The sequence below is a fragment of the Comamonas odontotermitis genome (assembly GCF_040396735.1).
GTDB classification, from domain to species: Bacteria; Pseudomonadota; Gammaproteobacteria; order Burkholderiales; family Burkholderiaceae_C; genus Comamonas; species Comamonas odontotermitis_C.
In genome coordinates this window covers 14,111-30,817 of record NZ_JBEBNZ010000005.1, presented here as the reverse complement: position 1 = coordinate 30,817, position 16,707 = coordinate 14,111, and the positions used below count along the sequence as shown (strand labels likewise).

The following is a 16,707-nucleotide window of genomic DNA, read 5'->3' as shown; positions in this document are numbered from 1 at the left end:
GCAGGAGGGGCAGAACCCGCTACCCATGAAGCAGCAAGGCCCGCCGTTCAAATGGCGGGCCTTGCTGTTTTTGTTGGGTTGGAGATAAAAAGGCCGCCAGCGTATATCCACTAGCCGCTGTAAGCTCTTATTTTTGTAGCAATCCGTGCATGGCGCGCAGCCGCAGCACGTCGCGCCCCAGCTTGCGGCTGTCGGGCAGCCGGGCCACCCAGCGCATCTGCTGCAGGGTGCGCTCTATGGCGCTTTGCACGGCAGGGTCGGATTGCGCAAGCCAGCTGTGCCACTGCGTGCGCGCAGCGTCCAGCGTGCCCGCGTTGCGCAGGAACAAAGCGGTGGAGTGCGCGTAGCACAGCGCGTCCTTGACGATGCACAGCGCGGGCGGCAGAGTGGCCAGCGGGTCGTCCTCGAAGTCGATGTAGCCGATGACGCCATCCGGGCAGCGCACCATGTTGCGGGCAAAGGCCTGGCTCAGGCAGGTGCCCCTGGCGTGCACCAGCTGCATGGCGGCAAAGCCCTGCTGCCACAGCGGCAGGGTTTCCTGCGGCGCTGCGCGGGCCGCCGCTTCGATCTCGTCGCTGAGCGACGGGCTGGGCAGGCCCGGCATACCCAGGTGGCGCATCAGAAAACCGTCCGGGCTGCTGGCCAGCACCTGCGGCACGCGCAGGCCACGGGCATGCAGGTCGCGCAGGCGTCGCACTTCGGTGGCCAGGGCTTCGCGCCCCCCGGGGTTGACGACGGGTTGCAGCACCGGCACATCCAGCACGCGCGCGGCAATGGCAAGGGCCCGGTAGCGCCAGGCGGCAATCGGCGGGCCCGCCATCTTCAGCCAGACCGATTCGCCCGGCAGCTCGTAGCGCACCACGTTGAAGCTTTGCTGCGAAAGGTGCTGCTGCAGAAACTGCGCGTAGTCTACGCGGGTAGCGGTGCCTGCTGGGGCGGGCAGAGCAGCCGGTGGCAAAGAGGTGGAGTCAGTCATGCGCAGCGGAATGGCTGGCGCCCGGAAAATCATCCAGGGCGCCACAAACAGAATACAAACCGCGCATTATCACCAAGTTGGCCGCTTTGTCTTCCACGTTCTCAGAGTGTGCCCGCCGATTGCGGCGCCATGGCGTGGTGGTCGCGCGGCGCAGAGGGCTTGACCTGGGGCGCCGTCACGGGCTGGAAACTCTCTGCGCTGGCCAGCGGCCAGTAGGTGCGGAAGACGTCATGCTGGTGCGCCAGATCTTCCAGCAGGGCGCCGGGGCGCACCTGCAGCAGCAGGTTGGACAGCAGGCGCACCTCGGTGTCGCTGATGCGGCGCACGATGTGGTGGGCATTCAGCTCGCTGGGGTGGTGCAGTCCGGCGGCCTGCACCAGCTCCTGCAGTGCATGCAGCGTGCTCTTGTGGAACTGGGCCACGCGGGTGGCCTTGTCGGGCACCACCAGCGCCTGCTGGCGCACGGCGTCCTGCGTGGTCACACCGGTCGGGCAGTTGCCGGTGTGGCAGGTCTGGGCCTGGATGCAGCCCAGCGCCATCATGAAGCCCCGGCCCGCGTTGCACCAGTCGGCGCCCAGCGCCATCATGCGGGTGATGTCGAAGGCGGTGATCACCTTGCCTGCGGCGCCCAGCTTGATGCGGTCGCGTAAATTGACGCCAATCAAGGTGTTGTGCACCAGCAGCAAGCCTTCCTGCAGCGGCACGCCGACGTGGTCGGTGAATTCCACGGGCGCTGCGCCGGTGCCGCCTTCGGCGCCATCGACCACGATGAAATCGGGCGTGATGCCGGTCTTGAGCATGGCCTTGACGATGCCAAACCATTCCCAGGGGTGGCCCAGGCAGAACTTGAAGCCGGTGGGCTTGCCGCCCGAGAGGGTGCGCAGCCGGGCGATGAAATGCATCATCTCCTCGGGCGTGCTGAATGCGCTGTGCTTGGCGGGCGAGATGCAGTCCACGCCCACGGGAACGCCACGCGCCGCCGCGATCTCGGGCGTGACCTTGGCGCCGGGCAGCACGCCGCCGTGGCCGGGCTTGGCGCCCTGGCTCAGCTTGAGCTCGATCATCTTGACCTGCGGCTGCGTGGCATTGGCGATGAATTTCTCTTCGCTGAAGGTGCCATCGTCGTTGCGGCAGCCAAAGTAACCCGAGGCCACTTCCCAGATCAGGTCGCCGCCATGCACGCGGTGGTGCTGGCTGATGGAGCCTTCGCCCGTGTCATGGGCAAAGCCGCCCACCTTGGCGCCCTTGTTCAGCGCGAGGATGGCATTGGCCGACAGCGCGCCAAAGCTCATGGCCGAGATATTGAACACGCTGGCATGGTAGGGCTGGGTGCAGGGCGATACCGATGGCGATGGCGCACCCGGCGAGCCGCCGATCCAGACGCGGAAGTCGTGGCCATCCAGCCGGGTGGGCGACATCGAGTGGTTGACCCACTCGTAGCCGCGTGCGCCCACATCCATCAGGGTGCCAAAGGGGCGGTTGTCGGGGTCGCCCTTGGCGCGCTGGTACACCAGCGAGCGCTGCGCACGCGAAAACGGCAGGGCCTCGGTGTCGCTTTCGATGAAGTACTGGCGCATTTCCGGGCGGATGAACTCCAGGAAGAAGCGCATATGGCCGATGACCGGGTAGTTGCGCAAAATGGCATGGCGCGTCTGCTGCAGGTCGTAGACGCCCAGCAGGGTCAGCGCGGCGCCGGCCGCCACCGCCAGCCACCACCAGGGGTCGCCGTCTACCACCAGGGCAGCAACCCCCAGCAGCAGCAAAAACATGCACAGCACCATGACGGTGTAACGAACGGGGAAAATCTTGTTGAGCTGGTTCATGGGGGCGTGTCGCGCGCAGAGCCATGGAGCCGCCTGTCAAAACCCGGGCTGCAGCAAAATGCCGGTAGCGGCGCTACACTGCATGCCCTTTCTTGCCCGGCGGCCATCTGCCATTGCGCTGTTGTTACGAATCCAGGCCCCATCATAGGGGCTGTGCGCTCGGGCGGTACCCGTATTGGAGAGAACCACGATGACCAAGCCCCAGATTCCCGCTGGACTGAACGACGATCAACTGGCCGAGATCGACCAGATGCTCGATGACATGCGCGAGCGCGCCGAAGAGATTCCGCAGTGGGAATTTGTCGATGGCGTGCTGACGGCCCTGGTCTGCACCCGCCGCGCCGTGCCCGAGGAAGAGTTTTTGCCCATGCTGGTGGGCGATGGCGAAATGCTGGAGCGCAGCGCCGACGGCAGCCTGCCCGTGCTCCCGGCCTTTGCCGACCGCGCCCAGCAGGACCGCTTTCTGGCACTGTGGAACATTCGCTGGGCCGAAGTAGTGGCCCAACTCGACACCGATGTGAAGAGCCTGGAAGAGGACGACACCTTTCAGCCCGATGCCATGGACATGCGCGGCGCCGTTGCCAGCCTGCCCGAGGAAGAGCGCAAGGAGATGGAAGGCCAGGACATTCCGTCGTTCGGCCAGGTCTGGGCGCTGGGCTTCATGTTCGTGGTGGAAAACTGGGCTGAGGAATGGGCTGCGCCACGCGACAAGGACGCCGCGCGCTGGCTCAATGACGCGCTCGACTCCGTCGTGGCACTGACCGAGGACGATACCGGCACTCCCACCGTCTGCATGTACGACGAGAACGGCCCCGCCAGCACGAGCCAGGAGCGGGTGGAAGCCTTTGGAGAAGCCATCTGGGCGGTGTATGACCTGCGCCAGATCTGGAAAAGCATGGGCCCACGCCAGGCCACCGTCATCAAAGGCAACGTGCCCGGCCGCAACGACCCCTGCAGCTGCGGCAGCGGGAAAAAGTATAAAAAGTGCTGTGGCGCTTGATGGGTAAGCGCCTGGTGCTATGAAAAAAGAGGCACTGCGCGCGCAATGCCTCTTTTTGCATGTGCCAATGTTTGCCGGGCGCTTGCAGTGACCCGGCGCCTACTTGGGCATGCGCACTGCGGTTACCTCGATCTCCACATACCAGGCCGGGTTGGCCAGTGCGGCAATCTGGAAGGCGGAGCGCGAGGGCAGGTTGGGCTGCTCGGCCGTGCCAAAGAACTGGGTGTAGCCCTGCATGAAGCCAGCAAAGTCCATCTTATTGCCCTTGGCCGGGTCGGCCACGAGGAAGACCTGCATTTTCACCACATCCTTCATGGTCAGGCCCATGGCCTTGAGCTGCTTGTCGATGGTGGTCAGCACGCCAATGGTCTGGGCGCGCGTGTCACCGCCATAGGCGGCAGGGTCATTGGCAGGCTTGGAGGCATCTGTCACGGGCGGCACCTGGCCGGACAGGTACACCGTTGTTGCGCCGGGCGGTATTTCCACGGCATTCGAGATGGGGAAGTTGGAGCCCGGAATGCCGTGGCGCACCACGGACTGCGAGCGGCTGTCGCCCGAGGCGGTGCTGGCGCAGCCCGCCAGGGTGCTGATGGCGGCTGCGGCGGCGGCCAGGGTCATCCAGGTGCGCAAGGCGGTGCGGGAAGAAGCGCGATGGAAAGGGGGCATGGGTAGGGGTCTCCTTGGGTTGGAACGGTTGCAACAGGGGGATCAACCCCATGAATCCTTGAAGGATGCGGCGTCCGGGCGCATCGGCTTCACATCTTCGGGCTTGACGGCGTCCTTGTAGTCATTGCCAAAATGGGTGCGTACGTAGTTGACCACATCGGCAATCTGCTCGTCGGTCAGCCGGTTGGCAAACGACGGCATGCCATGCAGGCCGCGCGATACGACGATCACCGGATAGGCGCCTGCGGCGAGCTTGGGGTTCTTGGCCAGCGCAGGGTAGAAGCCTGCGCCTTGCGCCCCCTGGCCGTTGACCATGTGGCAGCCCTGGCACAGCGACTGGTAAATCTTCTCGCCGCCCTGCTGCGAAAACGTGATCTTGTTGTCGGAGAAGCCGCCAAACGGGCCGGTGGGAGACGATTGCGCCTTCACTTCTTCGGCTGTGGGGGCGTGGTTGCTCTGGGCGTAGGCGAGGCCACAGGCTGCAGCGCCTGCGGCAAGAAGGAATGCAAGGGTTTTCATGGTGAAATCCTCGTGGGTGTCATCGGGGCTGTTTCGGGGGGCGCAGCGGCTCAGGCCGTTGCCTGGGCCTTGTCATGCAGGCGCTTGACGGCGTCGAGCGAGGAGAGAATCGCCCCCTCCTGCCAGGCCGGGATGTACGAGCAGTGCTCGCCTGCCAGCACGATGCGGCCATCGATCTCGCACAGATTCTTGTAGTGCTGCTCGCGCAGGGCATCGGTCCACAGGCCAAAGCAGCCGTTGATCCAGGGCACGCGGTGCCAGCCCACGGAAAAACCGCTCAGGAACTCCTTGGGGTACTGCGCATGCAGTTTGGCGCCTTGCTCCACCGCTGCCTGTATGCGCTGGGCCGGCGACATGGCCGTGAACGCATAGGCATGGGCGTTTTCGTACTGGTAACCGGCCAGCAGCACGGCGGGCCCCTTGCTGAAGAAATTGGTCGAGGGGTAGGAGATCTGGCCAATGGGCAGGTCGGTGTAGCTGATGCCGCCGTAGATGCGCTCATCTTCTTCCCAGAAGCGGCGCTTGAACTCCAGCCCCACCTTGAACGAGGCGCCGTAGGGCAGCGACTGGATGGCCTGCTTCATCGCATCGCCCACCTGGATATCGATCTGCGCCAGGATGGACGCCGGAATCGTGCACACGCACCAATCGGCCTTGACCTGCTGCGCGGCACCTCCCTTTTTGGTGTCGCTGAAGGTCACGGTCACGCCCTTGTCGTTCTGCTCGATGCGGGTGACCTTGCAGTTGTGGCGCACGAGGCTGCCCACCTCCTTCTCAAAACCCTTGGCAATGGCATCCATGCCGCCCACCGGCTCGAAGATCGCTGTCTGGAATTCCATCAGATGGCCGTCGTTGATCTTGTTCCACAGGCCCGACTGGAGCAGGCTGCTCATCTCGATGGGGGTGGAAGGCTGCGCCACCGGCATCAGGCCGCCGGCAGGCTCGATCTTGAAGCCCCGGTGGTTGCTGACCTCATGGCTTTGCACATAGCGGAAATCCTTGTCGAGCGCGCCCCAGCCGCGCAGGCTCTCGAGCAGCTTTTCCTTGTCTTCCTTGGTCACGCCCTGGTCCAGCGCGCCCTGGTTGGTGGCCTTGGCCAGCAGCTCGGCCACATAGCCGTAGGCATCGGCCTGCACCTCGCGGAACTTCTGCGGCTTGCCGCCAAAGGCCTTGCTGTTGTGCACCAGGGCGTTGTAGTTCACCTGCATGAAGGGTTCGAGCTTGACACCGAATTTCTTGCAGTAATCCAGCACGGCATAGTGGTGGTAGGGCACGCGCCAGGGGCCGGGGTTGATGTAGTTGCCCTTGGCAAAGCTGCAGGTCTCCTTGGCGCCGCCCAGCTCGGTGAAGCTGTCGCCGCCGCGTACCGTCCAGCAGCGGCCGCCCGAGCGCTCCTGAAACTCCAGCACCTGCACCCGGTAGCCGGCAGCGCGCAGCTCGTAGGCCGCCGTCATGCCCGCCAGACCCGCGCCGAGGATGACCACCGAACCGCCACGCTTGGCCTTGGACAGCTCCAGCGGGCCGCGGTAATTGGATTCCTGCGCGTAGCCCAGCGACGACATGGCCTGGTACATGACGCTGCCGCCAGCAGCCTTTCCAATCATGGACAGCCAGTGGCGGCGACTCAAAGTGGGGATCGATGTAGGCATGCTCTCTCCTTCAGGCGCAGAGCGATGTGCAGGCAAGAGCGGGAAAGCCGGCACATGTGTTATGGGTTGTGGGGGGAGGGCCCCGTGCTTTCTCTGCCAATCGATCATAGAAGTTAACAAATGTGGCAACCTGTAGGCAAAGGCTCGGCGCCTGGGTAGGAGCACTCTGACTCCTGCGGTTGGCCGCCGCCTTTGCGCCAGCCCTGGGCCCTGAAACCGACCAGCGGCGCGCCATCGGGAGTTGCGGCGCTTCAACGCCGCAGCGTGGGGATCGCAAACACGTTCTAAAATGGGCCGGTTTTCTCCTTTTCACAGAGCAAGGACCATCCATGAATCTCATGAACATCATCACCAAGCAACTGATCGAGATCATCGAGTGGACCGATGATTCGCGCGACACCTTGTCGTACCGCTGGCCTGATGAGGACAAGGAAATCAAGAACGGCGCGCAACTGATCGTGCGCGAGTCGCAGCAGGTGCAGTTTGTCTCCGAAGGCCAGTTTGCCGACCTGTTCGGCCCCGGCCGCCACCAGCTGACGACGCAGAACATTCCGATCCTCTCGACGCTGCGGGGCTGGAAGTACGGTTTCAACTCGCCTTTCAAGTGCGACGTCTACTACATCAACACCCGCCTTTTCACCGGCAACAAATGGGGTACCTCCAACCCCGTGATGATGCGCGACAAGGATTTCGGTGTGGTGCGCATGCGCGCCTTCGGCACCTATGATTTCCGCATCGTGAATCCGGCGAAGTTCCTCAAGGAAGTGGCGGGTACCGACCAGAACTTCCGTATCGACGAATTTGCTGACACCATGCGCTCGCGCATCGTCAGCATCTTCAGCGAAGCCCTGGCCAAGGCCCAGGTGCCGGTGCTCGATGTGGCGCAGCGCTATTCCGAGCTGGGCGATGCGCTGCTGCAGCTGATCAACCCTGCCGTCACCGAAAAGTACGGCCTGGAGATCACCAGCTTCCTGCTGGAAAACGTATCGGTGCCGCCCGAGGTGGAAGAAGCCATCGACAAACGCTCGTCGATGAGCGCCATCGGCAACCTGAACGACTACGTGAAGTATCAGATGGGCCAGGCCATGGCCAATGGCGGCGAAGGCGCCGCGGCTGCCACCATTCCTGCCACCATGGCCATGGGCTTTGGCATGGCGCAGGAGATGATGAAGGGTATGCAGCAGCCCGCAGGCGGCGCTGCCACCGATCCGTTCTCGCCCGCTGCGGCGCAGGCTGCCCAGGCGGCGCAGGCCCCGGCCGCCGGTGGCGGCGTGCAGGTGCTGACGCCCGAGCAGGCCGCGCAGGTGCTGGGCGTGACGGCGCAGGATGTGGTGGCCGAGCTGGAATCGGGCGCGCTCAAGGGCCGCAAGATCGGCAGTGCCTGGCGTATCTCGCAGGAGTCGCTGAACGAATTCCTGCGCGGGTAATTGCATACCCGGGTTCAGCATTCACCAGTGCCTGCTGGTGAATGCTGTGTTGTATTTGCAATGGTTTTGATAGCTGACGGTGCATGATAGCTATGCGCCGAGGCTGAATTTGACTGTGAATTCATCTACCCCCGTCCCCGATCCATTTGCGCCGCCCTCAACCACGATGGTGGCCAGGCATGTCTGCCCCGAGTGCGGCGGCAATCTGGAATGGGATGCCAAGGCGCAATCGCTCAAGTGCCCCTACTGCGGCACCGTGGTGCCCTGGAGCGAGGAGCAGCAAAAGCAGCTGGGCGGCGACATCGTCGAGCAAGACCTGGCTGCGGCGCTGGCCAACCCCGCTACCGGGCGCGGCTGGGGGGATGCGCGGCGCGAGTACCAGTGCCAGAACTGCCGGGCGATCTCGGTTTTCGTCGATGGCCGGGTGGCTGCGCGCTGTGACTTCTGCGGCTCTCCCGCGATCCAGGCGCACGAGGAGCGCAACGACGCCATCACGCCGCAAAGCCTGCTGCCGTTCAAGATCAGCGACGGCCAGGTGCGCGATCGGGTCCGCAAGTGGTATGGCAGCCGCTGGTTTGCGCCGAACAAGCTCAAGAGCGCGGCGCTGACCGATACGCTCAAGGGCATCTACCTGCCGTACTGGACCTTCGACGCCCATGTGCAGGCCCAGTGGCGAGCAGACGCCGGTTACTACTACTACACGACCGAGCAGTACCGCGACAGCAACGGCAACATCAGCACCCGCCAGGTGCAGCATGTGCGCTGGGAGCCAGCGGCAGGCAGCCTGCAGCATTTCTTCGATGACGAATTGGTGGCTGGCACGGTGGGCGTACACCCTGCGCTGCTGCACAAGGTGGAGCCTTTTCCCACGACCACCGATCTGAAGCCGTATTCGCCCGAGTTTGTGCGTGGCTGGACGGTGGAGCGCTACCAGGTGGATCTGCGCCGGGCCGCCGATGTGAACGAAGGCGATATGGACCAGCAGGTGCAGTCGCTGTGCGCGCAGCAGGTGCCCGGCGATACATACCGCAATCTGCAAGTGCAGCGCGCCTACCAGGGCCGTACTTTCAAGCACGTGCTGGTGCCGGTGTGGCTGGTCAGCTATACCTATGGCGCCAAAAGCTACCAGATCGTGGCCAATGGCTACACCGGCCAGATTGCGGGCGAGCAGCCCTACAGCTGGGTGAAGATTGCGTTTGCGGTGTTGTGCGCGATCATCCTGATCGGAATTTTTCTGTCTTTGTCACAAAACTGATGCGCGGCCCCGGGGCGGGCAGCGCGGTAAAAACAACAAAGCCGGGCAAGCCCGGCTTTGTTGTCTGTGCATGGTGTGTTTAGCGGCGGCGTTTGCCGTCCATGTTGTCACCCACCTGGTTGCCGAAATAGGCACCTGCTGCGGCGCCACCAATGGTGCCCAGGGTGGAGCCAAATACCGCGTCACCCAGCACACCGCCGGCCACGGCGCCGACGCCGGTACCGATTTGTGCATTGGTAGGGTTGCTGGAGCAGGCGCTCAGCCCCGATACGGTCAGAACAACAGATGCAATGGTGATAGCAAGTTTTTTCATGCGGAACTCCTCGTAAACGCTGCGAGCGATCATGCCGGATGGCATTGTTGCACACATGCGGTCATGCTTTAGTGTCGCGCGGCGGCGGCATTGTTTCCATCGGTCAAGACTCAACCATGGTGTGGGACAAGACTTACCCGGCGTGCGCGTCCGCAGCCTCCACCAGGGCCAGCAGGCGGCGCAACGCGTGCTGCACGGTCTGTTGGCGGATGCTGTGGCGATCGCCCTCAAAATGCATGGCCTCACTGTGCAGCCTGCCGGCCACCTGCCAGCCAAACCACACGGTGCCCACGGGTTTGGCGGCGGATCCGCCATCGGGCCCGGCAACCCCGGTCACGGCCACACTCACCTGGGCCTGCGATTGCGCCACTGCGCCCTGGGCCATGGCGCGTGCCACGGGCTCGCTCACGGCGCCGTGGGTGGCAATCAGGGCCGCGGGCACATCCAGCATGGCCGATTTGGCGCGGTTGGAATAGGTGACAAAGCCGCAATCGAGCCACTGGCTGGAGCCGGGCCGCTCGGTGCAGGCACCGGCGATCAGGCCTCCGGTGCAGCTCTCGGCAGTTGCCATCAGCCAGCCCCTGTGCGTCAGTGCATGGGCCAGTTGCGCAACGTATTCGTGCGTTGGCAGCGCATCTTTGGACAGCAAGGCAGCGGTGGTACTCATACAAAATGCCTCCACAGTGCAATCACCAGCAGCGTACAGAACGCGGCCACCAGATCATCCCACATGATGCCCCAGCCGCCGCCCCAGCCAAAGCCCTTGAAGCAGCGGTCGGCCCAGCGCACGGGCTGGGGCTTGGCGGCATCAAAGTAGCGGAACAGCGCAAATGCGATGAGCTGGCCCCACAAGCCCACCGGCATCACCAGCCACAGGATGATCCAAAAGGCGACCACCTCGTCCCAGACGATGCTGCCCGGATCGGCAATGCCCATGTTCCTGGCCGTGGCCGTGCAGGCCCACCAGCCCAGTGGAATGGACACCGCAATCAGAATGCCGATGGCCTGCGGTGTCAGCCACAGCTGCAGCACCAGATAAGCCACCCAGGCCCACAAGGTGCCCACCGTACCAGGCGCCTTGGGGCTGAGGCCGGAGCCAAAGCCCATGGCAATCCAATGCAGCGGATTCTGCAGCATGAACGCCCAGCCTGCTTTGTGTGGGGCCTGCATGGGGCTGGCAGATTCCGCCGGGGCGGCATGCGGCGTGGAAATTGGCGTATCGCTCATGGCGCCAATGATAAGCCTGTGGAGCAGGGTGCTGGCTCAGGCCTTGAAGTGGTCGAACGATTGCCAGCTTTGCGTGACACGCTGGCCTTGCGCATCCAGTACGCGCAAGCCGGGCTCGGCGGTGATGCGGCCGATGCGGTGGACAGGTGTCTGCGCAGTGGCACTTGCAGCTTGCACGGCAGCGCGCTGGCTCACGGCAGCGGTAAAGCACAACTCGTAATCATCGCCGCCGGCCAAGGTGCACTGCTGCAGACGACTTTGATCAAAACCGGCTGCGGCGCTTTCCCATAAGGCACTAGAAGCTATCAGTTTGGTAGCTTCTTCCAGATGAATTTCAGCCCCCACCTGGCTGGCTTGCAGGATGTGCGACAGATCGCCCAGCAGGCCATCGCTCACATCCAGCGCGCTGTTGGCAATGCCGCGCAGTGCCGTGCCCAGCGCGATGCGTGGTGTGGGGTACTCCAGCCGTTCACGGGCAGCAGCAAGGGCTTTGGCGGGGAGGGTGATGTGGCCGAGCAGGGCTTCCAGCGCGAGCCGCGCGTCGCCCAGGCTTCCGCTCACATAGATATCGTCACCCGCCTGCGCACCGCTGCGCAGCAGCGCCTGCCCGGCTGGGACATCGCCGAATACCGTGATGCAGATGTTGAGTGGGCCTTGCGTGGTGTCGCCGCCAATCAGTTCGCAGCCGTGGGCGTCGGCCAGTGCAAACAGGCCTTGGGAAAAGCCATGCAGCCAGGCTTCTTCCACCTGCGGCAGGGCCAGCGCCAAGGTGAAGGCGCGCGGCGCGGCACCGCTGGCGGCCAGATCGCTCAGGTTGACGGCCAGTGCCTTGTGGCCCAGGGCACGCGCGTCCACATCGGCGAAAAAGTGGCGGCCTTGCACCAGCATGTCGCAGGAGATGGCCAGTTGCATGCCGGGAGCAGGGGCGATGAGGGCGCAGTCGTCACCAATACCCAGCACGGCACGGCGCGCTGGCCGCTTGAAGTATTTGGCAATCAGATCGAATTCGCCCAGCGCCATGTCAACGGCCTCCAACGGGTTCTGCCGTTGCGCCCTTGTTCAGCCGCAGCGGCAGCAAGAAGCTCATCGGGCGCGAGAAGAAGCGCTTGGTCAGCGCCTTGTAGATGTGCGAGCGCTCGACGTTGCTGACGTTCTGCGCACGCAGCGCCAGGCGGAAGGCGAGGTAAAAGCTCACCAGAATGTTGAAGCCACCCATGAAGGGCAACGCGGCAATCGCCAGCCAGAAACCGGGGTAGTGCAGGGCTTGCAGGCCCATGCTCGCTGCTGCAGCCGCTGCCTGCCCGGACGCCAGGGTGACGTGGCGAATGTCGATGGGCAGCCCGAAGAACTGCGCCGTCACCGGAATCAACCCGAGCATGAAGCCCAGCGAGATGTTGGAGGCAAACCCCGAGACATTGCGCCGCATGAAGCGGGCCCAGCGCGCGGCTCGTGCCTTGCCCAGAAAACCGGTGATGCGCGGGTTGTAGCGGATGGCCGAATCCATGTGGTGCAGCACGAACCAGTTTTCCGTCCAGCCAGCAATGATGCTCGACGAGAACAGCAGCACACCGGTGAAGGCGGCATACAGCACCGACGGCCCCAGCAGGCTGATGGAGTGCAGCGTCTGTGCGGCATAGATCTTGTCGATGAATGGCGTGCCTTTGGCGTAGGCCCAAGCCAGGGCCAGAACCAGCACCGTAGGGAACACCACCAGCACATTGCCCAGTACCGCAGCCACCTGCGAGCGCACCAGATAGCTCACCTCATCGACAAACGACGCAATGCCGGCATCGGTGTTGCCGGACTCCTTGAGCTTGGCCGCCATGGCAGGCGCAGTCATGGCCGGTTGCTTGGTGGCAACGGTGAAATGCAGCAGCTGGATCAGCACGAAGCTGATCGCGTAATTGATGCCTGCGATGAACCCGCCCCAGAAAGCGGACAGCGCCACCGCGTGCAGTGCAAACTTGATGAGCGTGGTGAAGGCCATCACAAAGCCGCCGCCTGCGGCCTTGCGCACCATGTGCGCATATTCGCGGCTGTCGCGGGTGATGTAGTGCTCACCCGTCTCGGCGCTGCGCTCGGCCACCTTGGAGGCGAGCAGTGAAGAGTTGGACGAGATCAGCGCGCGCACGCTCTGGCGCTCCAGCCCCACCACCACCAGATGGGCCAGCAGCTTGGCGGTGATGGTGTTGGGGTTGGCGGACAGCAGGCAGTCGAGCAGCTCACGCACGCGCAGGATACGCATGCGCAGCTGGCGCAGGCGGAAGACGACGCCGACCGACACGCCGTTGTCCTCGAAATGCTCGTAGATCGAGGCCACGGCGGCGCGGCACTCATCCAGGCTGCTGCGCACGCTTACCTCGGCCTCCAGAACATCGGCGGCCTTGGGGCTGTGGTGCAGCATGGCCTTGCGCAGCTCTTCCACATGGCTGATCAAGGTGTAGAACGGCTGTGTGTTTTGCGCGCTGCCGCTCATGCGCAGGCGCAGCTCGGGTGTGAAGCCGGAGGCCAGAATCTGCCCGGCGCAGTAGGTGACGGCGTTGAGCACCAGCATCTGCCAGGGCGAGAGCCGGTTGCCGTAGTGCTCCTGCCCGGCGATGACGCCTTCGTGCACATCGCTCTGTGCGATCTGCGTGGGCACCACCACGGGCGTTTCAATTGCCGCAAAGCCGGGCGAGAGCAGGGCGGCAATGCGCTCCAGCGTTTGGGCATCCAGTGCCTTGAGCCATTGCGCGTCGAATGGCGTGTGCAGCGCCATCGAGAACAGCACGGTGGCGTCGATGGTCTCGGGCGTCGAGGGCAGCAGCTTCCAGCGCAGCCGCTCGGCCAATTCATTGAAGAAGGCAGTGCGCGGCGCAAAACCGAAATCGGCCAGCAGCGCCGTCAGGTCCACGGTCTGCAGCAGGCATGCCCACCAGGCCTGCAGCTTGCGGCGCAGTTCGGGGTTGGCCTCCATCGCATCCAGCAGCAGGCCCACGCGGGCGACGGCCGCATCCACCGACACCTGTTCGCCCCGGATCCAGTCGGCCACCTCAATGATCCACAGGTTGCGCTCGGCCAGCGGCGCATCGGGGTTCAGGCTGGCCAGCAGGGCAGGCAGCCGCTCTTGCTTCTTTTTGCCAAACATCAGTGCAGGACCCGTCCTTGGGCCAGATCGTCATCCTGCTCGGGGTACTGCGTGGCATCCAGCACAAAGCGGGGAATCGGGCAGTCAAAGGTTTCGGCATCCTCGGTGATGCAGAAATACGTGCCCTCCATGCTGCCCTGCGGCGTGGCCAGGCGGCATTGGCTCTGGTACTGGAAGGATTCACCGGGTTGCAGCAGCGGCTGGTGGCCGACCACGCCCAGGCCATGCACTTCCTGCAGCTTGCCGCTGGCATCCTTGATGATCCAGTGGCGCGCGATCAGCTGCGCAGCGGTGGCGCCGCTGTTGCGGATGGTGATGGTATAGGCGAACTGGTAGACCCCGGCTTCGGGCGCCGAGTGCTCGGGCATGTACTGCGGTGTCACTGAGACATCAAACTGGTGCTTTGGCATATGGAAATACTAACTGCGACAATAACGGGATGAGCTCCCCTTACCGAATTGCCCCCTCGATCCTGTCCGCAGACTTTGCCCGCCTGGGTGAAGAGGTGCGCTCCGTGCTGGCTGCCGGCGCCGACTGGATTCACTTTGACGTGATGGACAACCATTACGTTCCCAATCTGACATTTGGCCCCATGGTATGCGCGGCCCTGAAGCCGCACGCGGTGCTGCCCAATGGACAGCCTGCGCCCATCGATGTGCACCTGATGGTGCAGCCCGTCGATGCGCTGGCAGCCGCCTTTGCCGAGGCGGGTGCTGACTATATCAGCTTCCACCCCGACGCCTCGACCCACGTCCACCGCAGCATACAGGCCATCAAGTCACAGGGCTGTAAGGCGGGTCTGGTATTCAATCCGGCAGCGCCGCTGGATGTTCTGGACTGGGTGATCGAGGACATCGACCTGATCCTGCTGATGAGCGTGAACCCCGGTTTCGGCGGCCAGAGCTTCATCGACAGCACCTTCCGCAAGATCGAGGCGGCCCGTAAGCGCATCGAGGCAAGCGGCAAGGACATTCGCCTGGAAGTGGATGGCGGCATCAAGGAAAGCAACATCCGCAAGGTGGCCGATGCTGGCGCCGACACCTTTGTGGCCGGCAGCGCCATTTTTGGCAAACCAGATTACAAGGCGGTGATTGATCAGATGCGTACGGCACTGGTCTGAGTCGCTGAAAATAGGTAAAACGGCTGCCAGCGCTTGCCCAGTGGGCGCTGATAGCTATTGTTTTGATGCGTGATTCGCACTATTCGGCCCGCCTGCGTTGCCGAATGGGAAAGTACACGCGCTGATATCGAAGAAAGCCATGACCGTATCGCTTGCCAAGTTGCCCCTTCCCAACGGCGGGGCCATTGAAGCCGTGATCGTTGACCTGGACGGCACCATGGTCGACACCATGGGCGATTTTGCCGAGGCCCTCAACCGCATGCTGGCGGATCTGCAACTGCCTGCGATCGATGCGCAAGCCATCGAGCCCATGGTGGGCAAGGGCTCGGAGAATCTGCTGCGGTCGGTGCTCCAGCACGTGCTGTCGCAGCAGGGGCGCGCACCTGCTGCTACCGAGATCGACAACTACTACGCCCGCGCCTGGGAGCAATACCAGCACCACTACCTGGCGATCAATGGCCGGTTCTCCAGGGTGTACGACGGCGTGGAGCAAGGCCTGCGCCAGATGCGCAACCTGGGCCTGAAGATGGCCTGCCTGACCAACAAGCCGCTGTCCTTTGCCGAGCCGCTGCTCAAGGCCAAGGGCTTGCGTGATTATTTCGACTGCGTCTTTGGCGGTGACTCGTTCGAGCGGAAAAAGCCCGACCCATTGCCGCTCCTCAAGACCTGCCAGGCCCTGGGCAGCCAGCCCGCCACCACGCTGATGGTGGGCGACAGCAGCAACGACGCTGAAGCGGCGCACAACGCAGGCTGCCCCGTGGTGCTGGTGAGCTACGGCTACAACCACGGCCAGCCGATCAGGCAGGTGCAGGCCACCGGCTATGTAGACTCGCTGGCTGAACTGGTTCGGTAGTTGCTATCGATTTAGGAGTGATTGTGCGCACAGGCAAAACGCTGGCAGTCGATGCCACCCACACAGCCGCTGCGCCGCACAAGCCTCTGCCGCTATGATGGCGCTGTTGCCAACCGCCTGCATGGCGGCCTTGGGCGCAGCTTCACCCTTGCCAAACTACACTCTTGCCCCATGGATGGATTGCATCTGACCGCCGATTTGTACCAATGCCAGTGCGCGCCGTCGCTGCTGACCGAGCAGGTGCAACTGGCGCAGCTGTGCGTGGGGCAGACCATGCGCTCGGGCCTGAGCGTGGTGGCGCAGCGCTGGCACAGCTTTGCACCGGTCAACGACCAGCCGTCGGGGGTGACCGGCACGGTGTTGCTGGCCGAGTCGCACCTGGCGATCCATACCTGGCCCGAAAGCGGCAGTGTGTCGCTGGATCTGTACGTCTGCAACTTCTCGGAAGACAACACCGCCAAGGCCCACGCGCTGATGCAAAGTCTGCTCAAAGCATTGGCACCCACCCGTGTGCACCAGCAGCAATTGCGGCGGGGCGACGCCGGCGCGGCGACGGCCTTTGCCAGTGGCGGTGGCCGCTGATTGGCGCATCTGCAACGCTGCCTGACAGCACGATCACACCGCTTTATGGGCCAATACCCGGCATTTGCGGGAATTGGTACTGGCGCCTCCAATCGTTTGCTACACTAAAGCCCATGTTCATCCATCACGCAGTCATTGCAGGTCTCGCAGGCCGGGGAGCTTGGCCCTGG

The 16,707-nt window shown here is 63.8% G+C and carries 17 protein-coding genes; 6 read left to right on the top strand and 11 right to left on the bottom strand.

Going from position 1 to position 16,707, the window contains the following annotated elements; translation table 11 throughout:
• Positions 1-127: 127 nt before the first annotated feature.
• Positions 128-976 carry a hypothetical protein gene (locus ACH2DG_RS06915; protein ID WP_395025030.1) on the bottom strand — a complete coding sequence of 283 codons (849 nt, stop codon included), beginning with the start codon at positions 974-976 and terminating at the stop codon, positions 128-130.
• Positions 977-1,077: 101 nt separating this feature from the next.
• The gene (locus ACH2DG_RS06910) at positions 1,078-2,799 is read right to left on the bottom strand and encodes an FMN-binding glutamate synthase family protein (protein ID WP_395025029.1); all 1,722 of its coding nucleotides are present in this window, start codon (positions 2,797-2,799) and stop codon (positions 1,078-1,080) included.
• A 190-nt stretch (positions 2,800-2,989) separates the two neighbouring features.
• Between ACH2DG_RS06910 and ACH2DG_RS06905 the strand changes: the two genes are divergently transcribed.
• A complete protein-coding gene (locus ACH2DG_RS06905; RefSeq protein WP_395025027.1) occupies positions 2,990-3,799 on the top strand; it encodes a UPF0149 family protein in 810 nt (269 codons plus the stop codon).
• 99 nt (positions 3,800-3,898) lie between these two features.
• Here the strand turns inward: ACH2DG_RS06905 and ACH2DG_RS06900 are convergent, their stop codons facing one another.
• The 3 genes from ACH2DG_RS06900 to ACH2DG_RS06890 are packed head-to-tail and all read right to left on the bottom strand — an operon-like array spanning position 3,899 to position 6,633.
• Positions 3,899-4,465, bottom strand: coding sequence for a RidA family protein (locus ACH2DG_RS06900; RefSeq protein ID WP_395025025.1), 567 nt, complete (start codon positions 4,463-4,465; stop codon positions 3,899-3,901).
• Positions 4,466-4,507: 42 nt separating this feature from the next.
• The gene (locus tag ACH2DG_RS06895; RefSeq protein ID WP_377780118.1) at positions 4,508-4,984 is read right to left on the bottom strand and encodes a c-type cytochrome; all 477 of its coding nucleotides are present in this window, start codon (positions 4,982-4,984) and stop codon (positions 4,508-4,510) included.
• A gap of 50 nt (positions 4,985-5,034) precedes the next feature.
• Positions 5,035-6,633, bottom strand: coding sequence for a flavin monoamine oxidase family protein (locus ACH2DG_RS06890; RefSeq protein WP_395025023.1), 1,599 nt, complete (start codon positions 6,631-6,633; stop codon positions 5,035-5,037).
• 329 nt (positions 6,634-6,962) lie between these two features.
• On the opposite strand from ACH2DG_RS06890, the gene ACH2DG_RS06885 reads away from it, so the two are divergent.
• Together ACH2DG_RS06885 and ACH2DG_RS06880 are read left to right on the top strand one after the other, a co-directional pair.
• Positions 6,963-8,060: an SPFH domain-containing protein gene (locus ACH2DG_RS06885; RefSeq protein ID WP_395025021.1), complete on the top strand. Its 1,098-nt coding sequence runs from the start codon at positions 6,963-6,965 to the stop codon at positions 8,058-8,060.
• A gap of 166 nt (positions 8,061-8,226) precedes the next feature.
• Positions 8,227-9,315, top strand: a complete 1,089-nt coding sequence (locus ACH2DG_RS06880; RefSeq protein WP_395025206.1) for a zinc ribbon domain-containing protein — start codon at positions 8,227-8,229, stop codon at positions 9,313-9,315.
• A 79-nt stretch (positions 9,316-9,394) separates the two neighbouring features.
• Here ACH2DG_RS06880 and ACH2DG_RS06875 read toward each other — a convergent pair whose 3' ends face one another.
• From ACH2DG_RS06875 to apaG, 6 genes are all read right to left on the bottom strand, one after another.
• On the bottom strand, positions 9,395-9,628 hold the full coding sequence (locus tag ACH2DG_RS06875) for a glycine zipper domain-containing protein (RefSeq protein WP_395025020.1): 234 nt from the start codon (positions 9,626-9,628) through the stop codon (positions 9,395-9,397).
• Positions 9,629-9,761: 133 nt separating this feature from the next.
• Positions 9,762-10,295: a CinA family protein gene (locus ACH2DG_RS06870; protein WP_395025019.1), complete on the bottom strand. Its 534-nt coding sequence runs from the start codon at positions 10,293-10,295 to the stop codon at positions 9,762-9,764.
• A complete protein-coding gene (locus ACH2DG_RS06865; RefSeq protein WP_395025204.1) occupies positions 10,292-10,798 on the bottom strand; it encodes a phosphatidylglycerophosphatase A in 507 nt (168 codons plus the stop codon). Before ACH2DG_RS06865 ends, ACH2DG_RS06870 begins: the two co-directional genes overlap by 4 nt.
• Positions 10,799-10,891: 93 nt before the next feature.
• Positions 10,892-11,869 (bottom strand): thiamine-phosphate kinase, encoded by a 978-nt coding sequence (thiL, locus tag ACH2DG_RS06860; protein WP_395025203.1) that lies wholly within the window; start codon positions 11,867-11,869, stop codon positions 10,892-10,894.
• Positions 11,870-11,876: 7 nt separating this feature from the next.
• Positions 11,877-13,982: a site-specific recombinase gene (locus ACH2DG_RS06855; RefSeq protein ID WP_395025018.1), complete on the bottom strand. Its 2,106-nt coding sequence runs from the start codon at positions 13,980-13,982 to the stop codon at positions 11,877-11,879.
• Positions 13,982-14,392 (bottom strand): Co2+/Mg2+ efflux protein ApaG, encoded by a 411-nt coding sequence (gene apaG, locus ACH2DG_RS06850; protein WP_395025017.1) that lies wholly within the window; start codon positions 14,390-14,392, stop codon positions 13,982-13,984. Before apaG ends, ACH2DG_RS06855 begins: the two co-directional genes overlap by 1 nt.
• 29 nt (positions 14,393-14,421) lie before the next feature.
• Here apaG and rpe point away from each other — a divergent pair, with 29 nt between their 5' ends.
• The 3 genes from rpe (at position 14,422) to speD (ending at position 16,537) form a co-directional block, all read left to right on the top strand.
• Complete coding sequence (gene rpe / locus ACH2DG_RS06845) at positions 14,422-15,102, top strand: ribulose-phosphate 3-epimerase (protein ID WP_395025015.1); 681 nt, start codon at positions 14,422-14,424, stop codon at positions 15,100-15,102.
• A 139-nt stretch (positions 15,103-15,241) separates the two neighbouring features.
• A complete protein-coding gene (locus ACH2DG_RS06840) occupies positions 15,242-15,955 on the top strand; it encodes a phosphoglycolate phosphatase (RefSeq protein ID WP_395025013.1) in 714 nt (237 codons plus the stop codon).
• Between the two features lie 171 nt (positions 15,956-16,126).
• Entirely contained in the window at positions 16,127-16,537 is a 411-nt protein-coding gene (gene speD, locus ACH2DG_RS06835; protein WP_395025011.1) for an adenosylmethionine decarboxylase, read from the top strand.
• The last annotated feature ends 170 nt before the right edge of the window (positions 16,538-16,707 follow it).